This window comes from Psychrobacillus sp. NPDC093200, assembly GCF_050280345.1.
Taxonomy (GTDB): domain Bacteria; phylum Bacillota; class Bacilli; order Bacillales_A; family Planococcaceae; genus Psychrobacillus; species Psychrobacillus faecigallinarum.
This window is the reverse complement of the sequence record NZ_JBNNVC010000001.1, coordinates 346,696-362,585: the sequence shown is the minus strand read 5'-3', so window position 1 is coordinate 362,585 and position 15,890 is coordinate 346,696. Positions and strand designations below refer to the sequence as shown.

The following is a 15,890-nucleotide window of genomic DNA, read 5'->3' as shown; positions in this document are numbered from 1 at the left end:
TTGTTCATGCAAGCAATTCGAAACGTGCTCGTAGGGACGATTCATAAAAAAAATTTAAAAACAAAAAATACCCAGAGAGGCGAAACTCTCCGGGTATTTTACTTTTTGAAGAATAGTCTGCTGACTGCTTTATCTATTTATAACTTATTGATAAAAATCTTTAGGTATTGCTCCTATTGTACGACGATGATAAAGTAATGGATTCTTTTCCTCATTTTTTATATCCACAACTTTACCTATTAATATAGTGTGATCTCCTGCATCCACCTGCTTAAATAAGGTACATTGTAAAACAGATTGACTATTTGTTAAAATGGGCAGATTTAACTCAGATTCACTCCAATCACATCCTGAGAAACGGTCCTCTATTCGACTAGCGAATAAATTACATAATTCACTTTGATCATCAGCTAATATATTTACTGCAAATTTATCTACCTTTAAAAATTCTTCATATGAAAAAACTCTTTTATCAATGGACCATAATATAAGTAATGGATCCAGAGAAACAGATGCAAATGAGTTAACCGTCATCCCCATTGGCTTGCCTTGCTGATTTAAAGCAGTGACCACCGTGACTCCTGTTGGATAGTTCCCCATAGCTGCTTTGAAATTTTCTATTTGTTTAGATTCATTTTCCATCTGGCAACTTCCATTCTTTTTTCTTTCATCATATCAAATGACCTATATTCTTTCACATAATAAGTTTTATCTTTTGTTTAAATTTTGTTCTTACGGGTAAAGTATCTATGTAGAACAAACAACTGGAGGGATTTTATATGACAGTCAAATTAACCGTAGAAAATGCCGTACAGGCTAAGCAAGAAATCGAACGATTAGAAACTCAAGGATACCATAAAGACCATATCCACATTTTCGCTCATTCAAAAGAACGTGCAGATGATGTAAATGATGCATTAGATACATCTGATGTTGGTATGAAGGAAATGGGATTCCTACAATCCATGAAAAATATGTTCACTTCTCGTGGAGATGAATTAAGAGCAAAAATGAGCGGAGCAGGCTTGACTACTCAAGAGGCAGAGGCTGCTGAAAGAGAACTAGATGAAGGTAAGCTAGTTATTGTCGCTCACGACCCTAAATAAGAATAAACAAAAACAGCCCATTGTTAAACAATGGGCTGTTTTTTTGTCTTACGAAGCCGCACCAAGGTTACAAGTAATATGTACAGTGTAGGGGCTAAAGTAGTTAGTATTACAAGTCCTCTCCATCCTAATTGTTCCCATATCGGTCCAAGTAAAGTACTCCCGGCTCCTACTCCTATATAGTAGGACACGAGGTATAGACTAGAGGCGCTTCCTTTATGATGATTTGCCTCCCTGCTAACTGAAGACGCCGCTAAAGAATGGGCTGTAAAAAAGCCTAAACACGCCACACATAAACCAACCACAATTATCCAAACGGAGCTACTCATTGTAAATAGTACACCTACACTTAATACAAAAACTCCTGTTATTAGTACCTTTCTTTGACCAATTTTGCTCGCAAGCCAGCTTGCGAGGGGAGAACCAATTACTCCAAGGCCATAAGCGAAGAACAAATTAGAAACAGCATCAATGGAAAGTAAAAAAGGTTCTTCAGTAAGATGGAATGGGATATATGTCCAAATCCCAGTAAAAGATAATTGAAGTACAATTCCTAAGCCGAACATCAAAAGTAAGGATGGATTTTTTAAATGATAAGTAAAACCCTCAAAGTCTTCCCTAAAGCTAGCTTCTTGAGGCTGAAAGTTCCTAGATTTAGGTAAAGCAAACAAGACTAAAATAAACACAAACACACCACTGGCCGTTAAAATATAGAAAGCTATTTCCCAAGAGAAATGCTCAGTTGCATAGCCTGTAACTACTCTACCTATCATTCCTCCTAAAGCATTGCAGGAAATATATAAGGCAGTGGCTACGCTTATAAATTTCTTATTTATTTCCTCACTTATATAGGCAAGAGCCGTAGAAGGTACACCTGCCAATAAAAAACCTTGAACAAATCGTAAAAAGATAATCCAACCAAAGCTCTCTGTTAGAGGCATGAGAATAAAAGGTAGGAGTGATCCAACAAGGGATATTTTCACAAAGATAGTTCTTCCTATTCGATCTGAGAAAAAACCTAAAACAACTAACCCTATAATTAGACCACATGTAGTTAAAGACATCGCCATACTTGAGTATGAGACCTTAACATTAAACTCCTCCGTAAACATTGGAAGTATTGGCTGTACCGAATACATAGCACCAAAGATAAACATGGATGCAAACCCCAGGCTCATTACTATTCTCCAAAATTGAAAATCTCTAATAGAATATCCTTTAAAATTTCTTGAGTCACTCAATATTATCCCATTCTTTCAGGAAGCCACATGCCACTCACTACAAGAGATTTACTACTATAGGTGGTGTGATCATACCTAGCTCCGTATTTAATTGTCATAATTATAGCAAAACTCATAAGATTTATCCTAAAGAATATAAGTTTTGGTAAATAAAATAGGGAAAGTATTGGGTTTTTAGAAATAGCTCTAGTAGTTTAAATAACGAGTTTAGTACGGTAACTTATATATTTTCCCTTGAGTCCTTTGTGTTTTAAGTCCGTTTGTTGCACAATAAACATATGAATCTTGAAGAGGTGAAATCATGAAACCAGTAATACTTGCTGAAAAACCAAGTCAAGCTAAAGCCTATGCAGATGCTTTTTCAGTTAAGCGTCATGAAGGCTATATTGAAATCTTACCTTCACCTATCTTTCCAGAAGGAGCTTTTATCACTTGGGGAATCGGACATTTAGTAGAATTGAAGGAACCTAAGGCATACGATCCCAAATGGAATAGATGGTCACTTGCAAGCCTGCCCATATTGCCTGAGCGCTATGAATTTCAAGTGGCTAAAGGAAAATCCAAGCAATTTACAATCGTTAAAAAATTGATTAAATCTACCGACACGGTTATTAACGCCTGTGACGTTGATCGCGAAGGATCTAATATTTTCTATAGTATTTATAACCAAACAGGTGCAAGAGGAAAAAATATTAAACGTTTATGGATTAACTCTTTAGAAATAGATGAAGTGCGAAAAGGATTCGCCAATCTACAGAACAACCAAAAGGATTTACTAATGTATGAGGAGGCAAGAGCTCGACAAATCAGTGATTGGCTTGTCGGTATGAATGCATCTCGCCTATATTCTCTCTTATTGAAAGAACAAGGGATTCAAGATGTATTTCCAATCGGCCGAGTTCAATCGCCTACACTATATTTGATCTATCAGCGTCATATAGAAATTGAAAACTTTGTATCAGAGCCGTTTTATGAGGTAGAAGCCGTTTTTACAGCTGAGCATGGAAGCTATAAGGGAAAGACAAAAGCAAAGGAGCCAAAAAGAGAAATTATTCAAGCTCTTTTAGCAAAGCACGGCATTCAACCTAATTCGCCAGGCATAGTTACTTCTGTAGTGACGCAAGATAAGCGAATTCCGCCTCCACAGCTTCATTCGTTATCGACTTTGCAGGCTACAGCTAATAGATTATGGAAAATTAGCCCTGCTAATGTATTAAAAACAATGCAAGGACTCTATGAAAAAAAACTAGTGACGTATCCTAGAACTGATTCTCGCCATATCACGCCCAATGAGTTTGCTTATATAGTTGGGCAAGTAGAAGATTATCAAAGACTCATCAATCAACCGTTTCCTATAGCCTCCCGTTCTCCGAAAAAACGCTATGTAGATAGCTCTAAGGTACAGGAGCATTATGCGATTATTCCAACCAAAAAGATTCCTTCTCCATCGGTTATTGCCAAGCTTTCACCGATGGAGCGAAATCTTTATGAAGAGATTGTTCGAACAACTCTATGTATGTTTCATACTGACTATCTTTATACGGAAACTAAGGTAACAACCGATGTAAATGGACTGCTTTTCTTTACAACTGGAAAAACTGAGGTCGACAAAGGCTGGAAAGCTCTTTTTGTTCGTTCTTCTAATGAAAAAGAAAAAGAAGAACCCACTCTCCCTCCTTTAACTGAGAAGGAGCAGGTTTCAAGCAAAATTGAAATTAAAGAAGGAAAGACCACACCTCCCAAACCATACACAGAAGGTCAGTTAATAGCGATGATGAAAACCTGTGGAAAACTTATAGAGGACAAGGGTGAAACCGAAATTCTAAAGGAAGTAGAAGGATTAGGTACCGAGGCTACTCGTAGCGGAATTATAGAAACCCTAAAAAAACATAGCTATATACAGGTAACTAAAAATATTGTTTCAATAACAGATAAAGGTCGCGTCCTATGTCAAGCGATCGAAGGCAATCTACTCTCTAGTCCTTCTATGACTGCAAAATGGGAAAACTATCTTCGAAAAATAGGGAATGGAGAAGGCTCTCAGGACCGTTTTCTTGGAAGCATTGCAAAGTTTATTTATAGCCTAATTAATGAAACACCAAGTCAGTTAAAAAATAAAAATATCACTATAAAGCTTCCTCTTAGGGAGCCAAGCTCAAAGTATGCGAGGTTTAAACTGGAACCTATCGCTCCATGTCCTAAATGTGGACAAGGTTCTATTGTAGCCCGTAAGAATTTTTATGGGTGTACTAATTATAAAAATGGATGCACACAGACATTCAATGGCTTCTTCTTAAAGAAAAAGATAACCCCAAGTCAGATAAAGCTTCTTTGCACAAAGGGTATGACAAATATTATTAAAGGTTTTGAAGCAGAAAATGGGCAAAAATTTGATGCAAAGCTTGCTCTAGAAGAAGGCAAAGTAAAGTTAGAATTTAAGTGATTTTCTTTTAAAGCGGAATGGTAGGATATACTTAAAAATCCCAAAAACACTACCATCAGTAATTCCTAAATCTAGCAGTTATTGCTGATACTTTCTCGTGTAAAAAAAACAGAGGTTGCCAATTTGTAATTAAATTGGCAGCCTTTTAATTTAATAATCTTCTAATCGAAAGGATATGCATAGACTGTTTCACCCTGACGGCCTTTAGTTTTAACGGCCTGAGATAAAGAGTTTATAATGGCTTCCTCCGTCGCTTCTGATGCTGCTTGAAAGAGGTCATTCATAACAGCATGGTCATCTCTCAGCATATACCTTGTTTCAACACTGATTTCAGAGATATGAGGAATTTTATGGGCGGTAGAAAAAGCAATGACAATGTCACCACTTCCGTTGCTAAAATGACTGCCTGTTCTTCCTAAACCAATACCACAACGCTTTGCAACTCGCTTAAGCTGATTGCTGCCAAGCGGTGCATCAGTTGCTAACACGATTATTATTGAACCATCTGCAGGCGTTGGATAGGCTGGTACAGAATTCTCTTCTGTTGCCTTGTAACGCTCCGCTTGAAATTCTTCTTTCTGTCCGAAGTTACTTAAGACCATGCATCCAATCGTATAGGCAGTATCACTGGATGTATCATAAACTACCCTAGATGATGATCCTATTCCGCCCTTATATCCAAAACAAATCATTCCCTTACCAGCCCCGACAGCGCCTTCTTCAGCAGCTTCCATCTTAGCATTTTGGATTGCCTCTACTGCATGCTTTGGTTCCACTGGAAGCTCACGAATAGAGTTTAATCTTCCGTCGTTACATTCTCCAACGACAATATTAATAGTTCCGGTAGATACTCCAATATCAGGATTTGCTTTTAACATATACATTAATGCACCTTGAGTAACCGCTGGTACACCAAAAGTATTAGTTAGCATAATAGGTGCTTCGATTACACCTAACTCATCTACTTGTACCAAGCCGGTTGTTTTGCCAAATCCATTTAATATGTAGCTAGCAGCGACTACCTTATGATGAAACAAATTATCGTCATGAGGCAGTATAGCTGTAACACCGGTACATGCATACTTTTCCTCTCCAAGTTCGTGCTCGAGCGTTATATGGCCCACTTTGACTCCAGCCACATCTGTAATGCAATTCTTCTGCCCCACAGGAAGATTTCCTATTGTGACACCACGTTGTCGTATTTTCATCGGCTTCATACCATCTATCCCCTTATATTAGCTAGTTCCTTCCATCTATTTTGATGTGCAGATTCAACAAAATCAGATTTCTCTCCATATATTTCAATAATATCCTTAATTTCTTCTGCCCAATATTGTTCGTTCCGATTATTGGCAAGACTAGGGTAACCAGAGCCTCTTTGTAAATAATCCGAGCTTGCGACTAAATACCATTTTTCATCTTCAAGTGGAATCTCATTTAAATAGATAGTTTTAATATGTTTTCCATCGTGCTCGATTTCTAGTCCAGAGACATGTAATCCCCCTACAAATCTTCCTCTAAATCCCGGTCCACGTCCTTCAGCCAAACAAATCTGAGCATCTAAGGATGATTCAAGGGCTTCCTTTAAATTCTTCCCTTGAATCTCAAAAAGAGTAGGGTTCAACGGAGACGGACATACTTCAATTAGTTTTTTTCTAGACATCTCACGGAAAATACCAGCGTTACAAATACCGCTGTTGATAAGGCCAATATCCGCCTTAAGCAAATCCTTCAGGCCATCAGCTATTAAATTACTAATAGGATTTTCCTCCACTACATCATGCCATAGAGGAAGGGCTAAAGAATATAGTGGCTGACTTAATGTGTTAATTGCTTTATCTTTATTTACCTTTAAGATTGAAACAATTTGTGGATCCTCTTGTATTTCCTTAGTTGATTTTGTCTGAGAGTTAATAAGCTGAACCTTTCCATCCGACACTTCTATTTCGACTATTCCTAAATATTCCCCATAGTTTCCGGCACTGTTCATAATTGTTTCATTAATAAGCTTTGCCTCGTTGAATAGTTTATGATCGTGAGCCGAAATGATAATATCAATTTCCTCTATTTCATTTGCTAATGGTTCGTCAGCAAAAGTGCCAACATGACTAAGCAAGATACATACATCATATTTACCTTTGTTTCTATGAATTTCTTCCTTAATGGCAACAGTATAATCAGTCATGTGAAGGCCTAGCCCCTCATTAAACACGCCCATATCTGGAGAAGAACCTGTAATTAGAAGACGTAATCCATTTTTCTCTAGAAGAGTACTCTTACAAACACCTTTAATAGCTGTTTTGTCTTTTTTCATTAAATTATTACTAATAAAAGGAATCGTACTTTTGCTAGCCATATGCTCTAATGTATCTACCCCATTGAACATTTCGTTGTTACCAATTGTAATCGCATCGTAGCCTGCAGCTTCTAGCAATTCAATTGCAGCAATCCCTTTTGTTCCCTGCAATTCAATACTTTTAAAGTCTGCAAAATCTCCCCCGTCTAACACAATGGTATCAGCGTCACGATGCTCTCGAATTAAAGAAACTATTTTTTTATAATTGTCGAAGTGACTATGTAAATCATTCGTATGTAATATTTTTAATCTTGTCATGAACTTCAGCCCCCTAATTATTTTCTAATCATACCATATTCTAACAATTCTATTAACTTAATAATTTTAAAAAATATAAGCGTATTCCCCTAAAAACAGGGAATAATATTACTAATATTATTAAGGAGGTAACCAAATGGAATTATTAAAAATAAACGGAGAGTTAGACAAGAAAAAACTAGCAATTAGTATTCTAGTACCCATCATCGGAGGTTCGGTTACTGGCTGGTTAGCAAATAGAAATGCACAAAAGAAGTATAAAAAATTAAAGCAGCCTTCCTTTGCTCCCCCCGCTCCTGTCTTCCCTATTGTGTGGACTTCTTTATACGCAATTATGGGATTAGCTAAATATCGTGCCGACCAAAAAGTTGAGCAGGAGGATTCCGATTCTCCCACCATTCCCTTCTATGACTTACAGTTAGGTTTAAATTTCCTATGGTCTTTCTTATTTTTCCGTTGGGGTCTCAGAGGAACAGCTCTTATAGAAATGACCATTCTGTTAGGTGCAATCGCTATGACAGCATACGAATTTCAGAAGAAAGATACTACTGCAGGTGCTCTGATGATTCCATACATCGGTTGGGTGACGTTTGCTTTAGGCTTAAATCACTCTGTGTGGAAACTAAATAAATAAAACCAAAACACCAGATGTCTAAAATAATCTGGTGTTTTTATGTCCTGTTGATTTGATATACTTAATAGAATAAAAAGACAAACATAGGAGTGAGACAATGGAAAATTTTAAGTTAACCATGAAGGAAGCCGTCCTATTGGAAGTTTTACGAAGCAATGGTGTATCAAACAAGGAACTAATAGATAATTTAGAAAGCCATTCATGGGAGGATCTCTACTCTAATGAATATCAAACACTATTAAACGTGTATGTACAAAACAAACCTCAATTTAAAGAGTTATTAGAAAATGGGTACTCCGTAAAATTTATTACCATTAACGGATTGAAAAACTTACTAAAGATGAAATTTGAAAAAATAGAAGACCAAGATTATAAGATTAATAATCATACTATAGAATTATTAGAACTCACCCCCCAGCAGCTAAGTACCTTAAGACAACTTCTTTCTATCAACTGGGTTGTAGAGGAATATGAGCGTGAAGCATTAGACCCTGCCTCGTCTATAGTAAAAATCTATCCTATTGTAGTATTCCAATAATTAATTACAAAAAACAGTTAGGACCTGTATTTTTCCAGGCCCTACTTTTATTTGTTATTTGTAGCTTGATGAAGCTTTAACTCCAAATCAGCCCACATAAACTCTTTTGTTTTTTCATCCCATTTCATTGCTATAGCCATGTAGTCTATTACCTCTAGTTTCCATTTTTGAGCAATAGTAATATTAAACAATATACTCCCTGTCCTTCTTAATAAATAGTCTACTGCAGTTATTGCCATCTCATGGTCAATTGCATAATGGAGAGTTAATTTCATAATCATCGGTAAGTTTGTTTCCTCTAATACATTATCCGCTAGCTTAAGAATTTTATCCGTATTAGTACCATACATTGCAGCCAGCGAGGTTGCTTCTTCGTTGGTTAAACCTAAAGTCATTAAGTCTTTTGTTTTCCTTGATATGTAGCTCGCATAGTCTGTCGGGCTTTTAAATTCACCTCCAGATAATTTCAAGGTTTTAGTAATTGAATTTCCAACCGAAATGCCGCTTTTTTGTAAATCCTTACACAATAAATCAGTAATCGTTTCAGCCATCTTTCGGTAACCAGTTAATTTTCCTCCTGCAATTGTTATAAGACCTGTTTCAGATGTCCAAATCTCGTCTTTTCTCGATATTTCAGAAGGCCCCTTCCCTTCCTCTCGAATCAATGGTCTAACCCCAGCCCAGCTAGATTCAATATCATTGATTGTAAGTTTCGTTTGAGGAAACATAAAATCTATACATTGAATTAAATAGTTTTGATCGTCCTTATCTATGCTTGGATTGACTAAATCTTCTTCAAAGACAGTATCTGTAGTTCCCACATAAGCTTTGCCTTCTCTAGGAATGGCAAATACCATTCTTCCATCTGGTGTATCGAAGTAGACAGCCTGCCTTAAAGGAAATCTTTTCTGATCTATTACTATATGAATACCCTTTGTATGCAGCAAACTTTTTCCTGCTATTTTTTTGTCTAAACCAATTATACTTTCTACCCATGGCCCCGAAGCATTAACTATTTTCTTCGCAAAAACATCGAATTGACATTCAGATATAAGATCATTCACTGTAATCCCACAAATCTTCCCATTTTCCGAATAAATTAGCTTTTCGGCTTTCACATAATTAAGGAGATCAGCTCCCTTTTCGTAAGCTTTTTTGGCAACCTCTATTGTGAGTCTTGCATCATCTGTTCTATATTCGACATAGTACCCTCCGCCAACCAAATCCTCCTGCTTTAACAAAGGCTCTTTTTCAATGGTCTCATTTCGAGTAAGCATTTTTCTTCTTTCATGTCTTTTCACTCCTGCTAAAAAGTCATATACCATGAGACCAACAGAAGTTGAGTATTTTCCAAAGGTCCCCTTTTTATAAATAGGTAAGAGCATCCACTCTGGATGAGTTACATGAGGCGCATTAAGATAAACAATCTCCCTTTCTTTTCCGACATCTGCGACCATTTTAACCTCTAGCTGCTTTAAGTAGCGAAGACCACCATGGACAAGTTTGGTTGATCTGCTAGAAGTTCCAGCAGCAAAATCCTGCATTTCTACTACTAACACTTTTAAACCTCTCGTAGCACAGTCTAAAGCAATTCCCGTACCAGTAATACCTCCACCAATGACTATCACATCATAGTGGTTCCCTTTTAGTGTCGACAGTCGTTTCTCTCTTTCGATATATGAAAAATTTTCCATTATTTTCTCCTTTGCATTAAAAAAGACCATTACAATAAACTTGCACCTAGGCAAGCCTTGTAATGGTCTTCTCTACATTCTCTAACCAAAATTATTTTCTTCTGAATATTTTAAATATGTTACAATGGTTTAAAAACTAATAGATAGAAAAGGTGAGCAACGATGATTTTAGTAGACATGGTAGAGTCACAGATAATAGCTTCCGTTACTAATGAACAAGATTTAAAACAAGCAATTAATAGTAAGGCAAATATTGTCTTTCTGCTAACAGGAAACCTGCTGACAGCAGGCGGTTACATTAGTCAACTAAAACAAGCGAATAAATATGTCTTTGTCCACCTTGACTTCATAGATGGTATTTCTAGTTCAAAAACAGCTTTAACCTTTGTAGCAGACCAATGGAAACCTACAGGTATCATTACCACAAAGAGCCATGTGGTTAAGTTGGCTAAAGAAGCCGGACTAATGACCATCCAACGAATATTTTTGCTTGATAGAAGTGCGATAACTAAAGGAATTGAAATGGTAAACTCCTGCAGACCAGATGCTGTAGAGGTAATGCCTGGTATTATGCCTAAAGTAATTGACCAGCTCTCTACGAGCCTTGTTTTTCCTATAATAGCTGGAGGTCTTATTGATAACATTTCTGAGGTCCATCAGGCCCTAGAAAATGGTGCCTTAGCTGTCTCTGCTGGAATCCCAGAAATGTGGAATTTTAATCTATAAAGTAAGGATATCCCGTACACTTTCTAAAATGTATTTAGGTTTATGGACAGGATTTTCTAACATATTCAGAGTTGTAATCCCTGTCATCACTAAAACTGAATGCATTCCTGCATCATTACCCATTTTTATATCTGTTTCTAATCTGTCTCCTATCATATAGCAATTAGAAGCTTCCATTTGTAATACATCATTCAATACATAATTAGCCATCAGAGAGGAGGGCTTTCCAGTAATGAGCTTGATAGGTTCACCCGTAGTTCCTTCTAGAGCACCTATCATTGCCCCACAGTCTGGTATGTCCCCCTCTCTAACAGGACAGGTTCGATCGGGATTGGTAGCTATAATTTCTGCACCATTTTTCCAAGCTTGATAGGCTTGGTTTAGCTTATCATAAGTAAAATCTCTATCCCAGCCTAATACAACATGGGAAGCTCTAGCTGAACACTCCGCTAGTTTTATATTTTCTCCTCTAAGCTCCTCGAATAAGGGGGCTTCTCCAATCACATATACGGAGTCCTCTGGCTTCATAACCTTTTTTAAATAATGAGCAGTAATATAGTTTGAATTAATAACTTCCTCTAATTTTACTTCTATATCTAACTTCTTTAACTTTTCTACATAATCTTTTCTACTCGCTATAGATTTGTTTGTGAGAAAGATTACCTTATCTCCTCTTGCCTTCAAGCTTTTAATAGCTTCCGGAACTCCTGCGATTATCTCATTATCAATGTAGATTGTACCGTCTAGATCAAATATATATCCATTCAAAGTCTTCACTCCAATAAACTATAACTGTTGTTTTCTTGACAAGAAATTAGCTACCCCTTGTAAAAGGAGCACGAGTACTATAAGAACGATGGACATCGCAGCAGCAGAGTAATACTCTGCACGTAGTATATTTTGGAATATAGCTAAGCTCATGGGCGCCCATTCAGGTGGTGCAAGTAATATGGATACGCTCGCCTCTTTAATGACGGTTATAAATACCAATACTGATCCAGCCGCTATCCCAGGTAGCATAAGCGGCCCAACAATGGTTATAGCAGCAGTTAAAGGAGTCGCTCCAAGATTGATAGCCGCCTCTTCAATGTCTTGCTTAATCGCTCTCATCGCTCCCATAGTAGACCTGACCATATATGGCAGTCTTCGAATTGTATATGCAATAATTAATAAAACAGCTGTACCAGTTAATTGCAAAGGAGCTGTGTTAAATGTTTGAATCAATGCTATACCGAATGCAATTCCAGGGACAACTAAAGGTATAGAAGCCATGAAATCTAACTTAGATGAATTTTGTCTTACTACAAAATAAGAAACAAAAGTTGCTATGATAACACTTAATACAAGTGCTCCTGTCGCTAGCATAATACTGTTTTGAATATTCCCCATAGAGGTGGAAAAAATTGTTTTATAGTGATTTAGTGTATAACCGTTAGGCAACAAATCTTTCCCCCAAGTTGTAGCCACAGATTGTAGTGCTACTGATAACATTGCTAAAAGTGGGATTAATACTACTAAAAAAGAGTAACCTGATAAAACTCTTGTTAATAATTTGTTTTCTATTAATTTCTGTTTTTTTGGTTTACCAGAAACAGAACCGTAGTTTCTACTTTTAGTAAATAAGTGTTGAAGCCAGAAAAAGAATGCAGCAACAATTACCATAACTACCGTTAGAATCGCAGCACCACCCCAGTTAAAGAAACCAGCTATTTCACGATAAGCCTCTACTACTAAAAGGTTTAACTCTTTCGGAGCTAGCACAATAGGGGTACCAAAATCGGAAAAACTCACCGTAAAAATTAATAATGCACTTGAGATAATGCCTGGAAGTGCCAATGGAAAAGTCACAAAAGTAAATGTGAACCAACTCTTTGCACCTAAATTTTGTGAAGCCTCTTCTAAACTAATATCACTTATTTTAAATGCCGCAACTAATGGCCATAACGCGTAAGGGAAGAAGAAAAACACTTGCACCATTACTACACCTGCCATGGAGTAGGGGTTGAGAAGCATCCCCTCTCCGCCTAATAGGTTGTAAATTTCCGTTACCCAGCCCGCTCTCCCGAACATTATGATAAAAGCGTAGGCTGATATAAAAGTTGGAACAATTAGCGGAATTGTACACAAGGCGGAAATTGTTTTTTTAAAAGGCATTTTAGTACGTGCTATTCCATAGGCCATAGGAATGCAAAGGGTAATGACAATAACTGTTACTAAAAAACCCAAATATAGACTGTTTTTTAAGGCATCTAAATAGCCTGAGTTTGTAAATATATTTTTATAATTGTCTAATGACGAGCCTTTCAACTTTTCAATAGTTGAACTAAAAATTGAGGGATCCGTTATGGAACCCAAAATATTTATTGGCTGTCCTGTGAAGCTCACAAGAAATACTGAAAATAGTGGTAGTATCATGAAAAGGCCAAAAAATACGTATATAAATATTTTTACTACTGATAATCCACTGAAGTTTTTTAATGATTTCTTCATATCAATAGCACCCTTTCAAACTCTACTGTTAGCTTCACTTTTTTTCCTTCTTCAAATATATTAGCTCCTGTGGAGTAAGTTGTATCAACGATCAATTGATATTCCCCAACCTGAATATCATAGCGAACAATCGAACCTAGATATGTAGACATAAGGACTGTACCTTCTATAACATTCGTTGTAGAAGAATCTACTATACTATCGACAGGCTCAACCATCACGTGCTCTGGACGTATAATGATATCCACGTCTTTCTTAGCAGTGCTATTAGAGGATTTCAATTTAAAACCATCCCCACTAACAATTAGCAAGCCATTTTCATCCCCTACAACTTCACCCTTCAATATATTGGAAGTACCAACGAAGTCTGCTATAAAAGGTGTTGATGGATTACTATATAGATCTGTCGGTGTACCAATTTGTACGATTTCCCCTTTGTCCATAACCGCAATACGGTCTGCCATACTCATCGCTTCTTCTTGGTCATGCGTAACAAAAATAGTTGTAATACCTAAATCCTGTTGAATAGATCTGATAGTATTCCTCATAGAGTGGCGAAGCTTTTGATCGAGATTAGAAAGTGGCTCATCCATTAATAGAACGGCCGGCTCCATCACTAATGCCCTAGCTAGAGCAACCCTCTGCTGCTGACCTCCAGAAAGCTCGCTAGTTAAACGATTTGCATATTTGTCTAGCTCGACGTATTGAAGAATCTTCATAACCTTTTCTTGAATTGTTTTTGGCGTTTTTCCTAATCTTTTATTTAGTAAACGCGCATAAATACCTAGCTGTTTAACTGGATTACTAGAGTTTAACTCTTTAATATTTAGACTGTAGGCGACATTGTCAAATACGTTCATATGAGGAAATAATGCATAGCTTTGAAAAACCATGCCACAATTACGCTTGTTTGCGGGAATGTTCTCTACTTCGTTATCTCCTATGTAAATTTTTCCTGAAGTAGGACTTTCAAAACCAGCAATACATCTCATTGTTGTCGTTTTTCCACATCCCGAAGGACCAAGAAGAGCGAAAAACTCGCCCTCCTTGATATCAAGGTTAATATCATGAAGCGCAGTAACGTCCCCAAACTTTTTTGTGATGTTACTTATTTTTACTGATCCCATTTATATTCACCCTTATTTATTGAAATTTATCTTTCCACTCGTTTCTTACTCGGTCATAGTTTTCGTTAACCCAATCTATATCGAGATCAACTGCTACCTCTTTTACCTTCTCCAAAGTCAAAGGTGTTTTAGATTCTACGTTAGGATTAATCGGTATATGATACCAATCCGCCATGATTTGTTGAGCATCCTCAGATAGAAGGAAATCTATAAATTCTTTACCACCTTTAGCATTTGGGCCACCCTCAATTAGTGATGCAGGATTTACAAGAACTGGTGTCTGATCAGGTACGATAAAGTCTACGCTTTCTCCCTTACTTTTTTGTTCATACGCCATAAAGTCAAAGCCAATTCCAATGTGTGCTTCACCCATTGCTACCCCTTTCGTTGGAGCTGAACCAGAGTCTGGCATAGAGTTAGACTGCTTCACTAATTGTTCAAAGTACTTCCAAGCCTCATCTTCACCTTTTCTCATCATTTGATCCATAACCATTAAAGTCGCTGTTCCAGAGGCTGCAGGATTTGGAAACTGGATTTTCCCTTCCCATTTAGGGTCTAACAGATCTTCCCACGTTTTTGGAGCCTCTTCCTCAGTCACTAGCTCCGTATTATAAGAGAATCCCAATACGAAAATTTCAATTCCAACATACTTACCGTCTTCATGTTTCATCTTGATGCCGTCTTCAACTACGTCCCAATCTGCTGCAAAATCTGGAATATACTCTGCTAAAATTCCACGCTCGACTGCTGCTTCAAAAGGTAGTATTCCTCCTCCGCCATACCATACATCAGCTTTTGGATTATCTTTTTCTGCTAACATTTGATTAACAAGTACATTTGTTCCAGCGTATTGTACATCTACTTTTCCACCGTGCACTTCTTCATATTTAGCTGCCAACTCTTTAGTAAAATCAGGTGTTTCAGGAGAATAAAGAGTTATTCGTTCTCCTCCACTTCCCCCTTCACTAGTGTCATCGCCTGCACAGCCAGCTAAAATACTTCCCGCAAGCAATACGCTTGCTACTAGACCTGTCATTTTCTTCACTGTATATCCCCCTTTGTTTTAGTTAACGGCAAAAAAATAAAGATGAACACCAAATGTAAGCCTTTACAAAAAGGCTTACATTTAGGCTTTCATCTCATAGTCTCTGCCTAGTTATTTAACTTAATTTAAAGTATACAACAAATTCTGACAATTACAACACTTAAAATACAAAATATTTAAACTATATTGCAATACTTTTTATTCAGTTAAGTATTTCTTTGCAGAATCTTTT

Annotated in this window: 14 protein-coding genes; 5 read left to right on the top strand and 9 right to left on the bottom strand. The window is 37.0% G+C overall.

Annotated elements, in window-relative coordinates; genetic code table 11:
* Positions 1-144: 144 nt before the first annotated feature.
* Positions 145-642 carry a flavin reductase family protein gene (locus tag ACQKNZ_RS01765; RefSeq protein WP_154311660.1) on the bottom strand — a complete coding sequence of 166 codons (498 nt, stop codon included), beginning with the start codon at positions 640-642 and terminating at the stop codon, positions 145-147.
* 137 nt (positions 643-779) lie between these two features.
* Between ACQKNZ_RS01765 and ACQKNZ_RS01760 the strand changes: the two genes are divergently transcribed.
* The gene (locus ACQKNZ_RS01760; protein ID WP_144538564.1) at positions 780-1,106 is read left to right on the top strand and encodes a general stress protein; all 327 of its coding nucleotides are present in this window, start codon (positions 780-782) and stop codon (positions 1,104-1,106) included.
* Positions 1,107-1,129: 23 nt separating this feature from the next.
* Here ACQKNZ_RS01760 and ACQKNZ_RS01755 read toward each other — a convergent pair whose 3' ends face one another.
* On the bottom strand, positions 1,130-2,284 hold the full coding sequence (locus tag ACQKNZ_RS01755; RefSeq protein WP_427657710.1) for an MFS transporter: 1,155 nt from the start codon (positions 2,282-2,284) through the stop codon (positions 1,130-1,132).
* Positions 2,285-2,648: 364 nt separating this feature from the next.
* Here ACQKNZ_RS01755 and ACQKNZ_RS01750 point away from each other — a divergent pair, with 364 nt between their 5' ends.
* Positions 2,649-4,790 (top strand): DNA topoisomerase 3, encoded by a 2,142-nt coding sequence (locus tag ACQKNZ_RS01750; RefSeq protein ID WP_427657708.1) that lies wholly within the window; start codon positions 2,649-2,651, stop codon positions 4,788-4,790.
* A 161-nt stretch (positions 4,791-4,951) separates the two neighbouring features.
* Here ACQKNZ_RS01750 and ACQKNZ_RS01745 read toward each other — a convergent pair whose 3' ends face one another.
* Both ACQKNZ_RS01745 and ACQKNZ_RS01740 read right to left on the bottom strand, forming a co-directional pair.
* The gene (locus ACQKNZ_RS01745) at positions 4,952-5,998 is read right to left on the bottom strand and encodes a P1 family peptidase (protein WP_427658889.1); all 1,047 of its coding nucleotides are present in this window, start codon (positions 5,996-5,998) and stop codon (positions 4,952-4,954) included.
* Positions 5,999-6,012: 14 nt separating this feature from the next.
* Positions 6,013-7,404: a bifunctional metallophosphatase/5'-nucleotidase gene (locus ACQKNZ_RS01740; RefSeq protein ID WP_427657706.1), complete on the bottom strand. Its 1,392-nt coding sequence runs from the start codon at positions 7,402-7,404 to the stop codon at positions 6,013-6,015.
* Between the two features lie 136 nt (positions 7,405-7,540).
* Between ACQKNZ_RS01740 and ACQKNZ_RS01735 the strand changes: the two genes are divergently transcribed.
* Positions 7,541-8,038 (top strand): TspO/MBR family protein, encoded by a 498-nt coding sequence (locus ACQKNZ_RS01735; RefSeq protein WP_427657704.1) that lies wholly within the window; start codon positions 7,541-7,543, stop codon positions 8,036-8,038.
* A gap of 97 nt (positions 8,039-8,135) precedes the next feature.
* The gene (locus ACQKNZ_RS01730) at positions 8,136-8,576 is read left to right on the top strand and encodes a hypothetical protein (protein ID WP_154311669.1); all 441 of its coding nucleotides are present in this window, start codon (positions 8,136-8,138) and stop codon (positions 8,574-8,576) included.
* Positions 8,577-8,623: 47 nt separating this feature from the next.
* On the opposite strand, the gene ACQKNZ_RS01725 is transcribed toward ACQKNZ_RS01730, so the two are convergent.
* Entirely contained in the window at positions 8,624-10,270 is a 1,647-nt protein-coding gene (locus ACQKNZ_RS01725; RefSeq protein ID WP_427657702.1) for a glycerol-3-phosphate dehydrogenase/oxidase, read from the bottom strand.
* A gap of 162 nt (positions 10,271-10,432) precedes the next feature.
* Between ACQKNZ_RS01725 and ACQKNZ_RS01720 the strand changes: the two genes are divergently transcribed.
* Complete coding sequence (locus ACQKNZ_RS01720; RefSeq protein ID WP_144538557.1) at positions 10,433-10,996, top strand: glycerol-3-phosphate responsive antiterminator; 564 nt, start codon at positions 10,433-10,435, stop codon at positions 10,994-10,996.
* On the opposite strand, the gene ACQKNZ_RS01715 is transcribed toward ACQKNZ_RS01720, so the two are convergent.
* The 4 genes from ACQKNZ_RS01715 to ACQKNZ_RS01700 are packed head-to-tail and all read right to left on the bottom strand — an operon-like array spanning position 10,991 to position 15,649.
* Positions 10,991-11,773: an HAD-IIA family hydrolase gene (locus tag ACQKNZ_RS01715; RefSeq protein WP_313955893.1), complete on the bottom strand. Its 783-nt coding sequence runs from the start codon at positions 11,771-11,773 to the stop codon at positions 10,991-10,993. The genes ACQKNZ_RS01720 and ACQKNZ_RS01715 overlap by 6 nt on opposite strands.
* A gap of 9 nt (positions 11,774-11,782) precedes the next feature.
* A complete protein-coding gene (locus ACQKNZ_RS01710; protein WP_144538555.1) occupies positions 11,783-13,486 on the bottom strand; it encodes an ABC transporter permease in 1,704 nt (567 codons plus the stop codon).
* Positions 13,483-14,613, bottom strand: a complete 1,131-nt coding sequence (locus ACQKNZ_RS01705; RefSeq protein WP_144538554.1) for an ATP-binding cassette domain-containing protein — start codon at positions 14,611-14,613, stop codon at positions 13,483-13,485. The genes ACQKNZ_RS01710 and ACQKNZ_RS01705 overlap by 4 nt, the downstream gene beginning before the upstream one ends.
* Positions 14,614-14,629: 16 nt before the next feature.
* Positions 14,630-15,649, bottom strand: coding sequence for an ABC transporter substrate-binding protein (locus tag ACQKNZ_RS01700; protein WP_144538592.1), 1,020 nt, complete (start codon positions 15,647-15,649; stop codon positions 14,630-14,632).
* Positions 15,650-15,890 lie beyond the last annotated feature (241 nt).

Excerpts from the sequence above, each read along its gene's own strand:
- ACQKNZ_RS01765 (WP_154311660.1), bottom strand. The coding sequence starts at position 642 with ATGGAAAATGAATCTAAACAAATAGAAAATTTCAAAGCAGCTATGGGG.
- ACQKNZ_RS01760 (WP_144538564.1), top strand. The coding sequence starts at position 780 with ATGACAGTCAAATTAACCGTAGAAAATGCCGTACAGGCTAAGCAAGAA.
- ACQKNZ_RS01755 (WP_427657710.1), bottom strand. The coding sequence starts at position 2,284 with ATGAGCCTGGGGTTTGCATCCATGTTTATCTTTGGTGCTATGTATTCG.
- ACQKNZ_RS01750 (WP_427657708.1), top strand. The coding sequence starts at position 2,649 with ATGAAACCAGTAATACTTGCTGAAAAACCAAGTCAAGCTAAAGCCTAT.
- ACQKNZ_RS01745 (WP_427658889.1), bottom strand. The coding sequence starts at position 5,998 with ATGAAAATACGACAACGTGGTGTCACAATAGGAAATCTTCCTGTGGGG.
- ACQKNZ_RS01740 (WP_427657706.1), bottom strand. The coding sequence starts at position 7,404 with ATGACAAGATTAAAAATATTACATACGAATGATTTACATAGTCACTTC.
- ACQKNZ_RS01735 (WP_427657704.1), top strand. The coding sequence starts at position 7,541 with ATGGAATTATTAAAAATAAACGGAGAGTTAGACAAGAAAAAACTAGCA.
- ACQKNZ_RS01730 (WP_154311669.1), top strand. The coding sequence starts at position 8,136 with ATGGAAAATTTTAAGTTAACCATGAAGGAAGCCGTCCTATTGGAAGTT.
- ACQKNZ_RS01725 (WP_427657702.1), bottom strand. The coding sequence starts at position 10,270 with ATGGAAAATTTTTCATATATCGAAAGAGAGAAACGACTGTCGACACTA.
- ACQKNZ_RS01720 (WP_144538557.1), top strand. The coding sequence starts at position 10,433 with ATGATTTTAGTAGACATGGTAGAGTCACAGATAATAGCTTCCGTTACT.
- ACQKNZ_RS01710 (WP_144538555.1), bottom strand. The coding sequence starts at position 13,486 with ATGAAGAAATCATTAAAAAACTTCAGTGGATTATCAGTAGTAAAAATA.
- ACQKNZ_RS01705 (WP_144538554.1), bottom strand. The coding sequence starts at position 14,613 with ATGGGATCAGTAAAAATAAGTAACATCACAAAAAAGTTTGGGGACGTT.
- ACQKNZ_RS01700 (WP_144538592.1), bottom strand. The coding sequence starts at position 15,649 with ATGACAGGTCTAGTAGCAAGCGTATTGCTTGCGGGAAGTATTTTAGCT.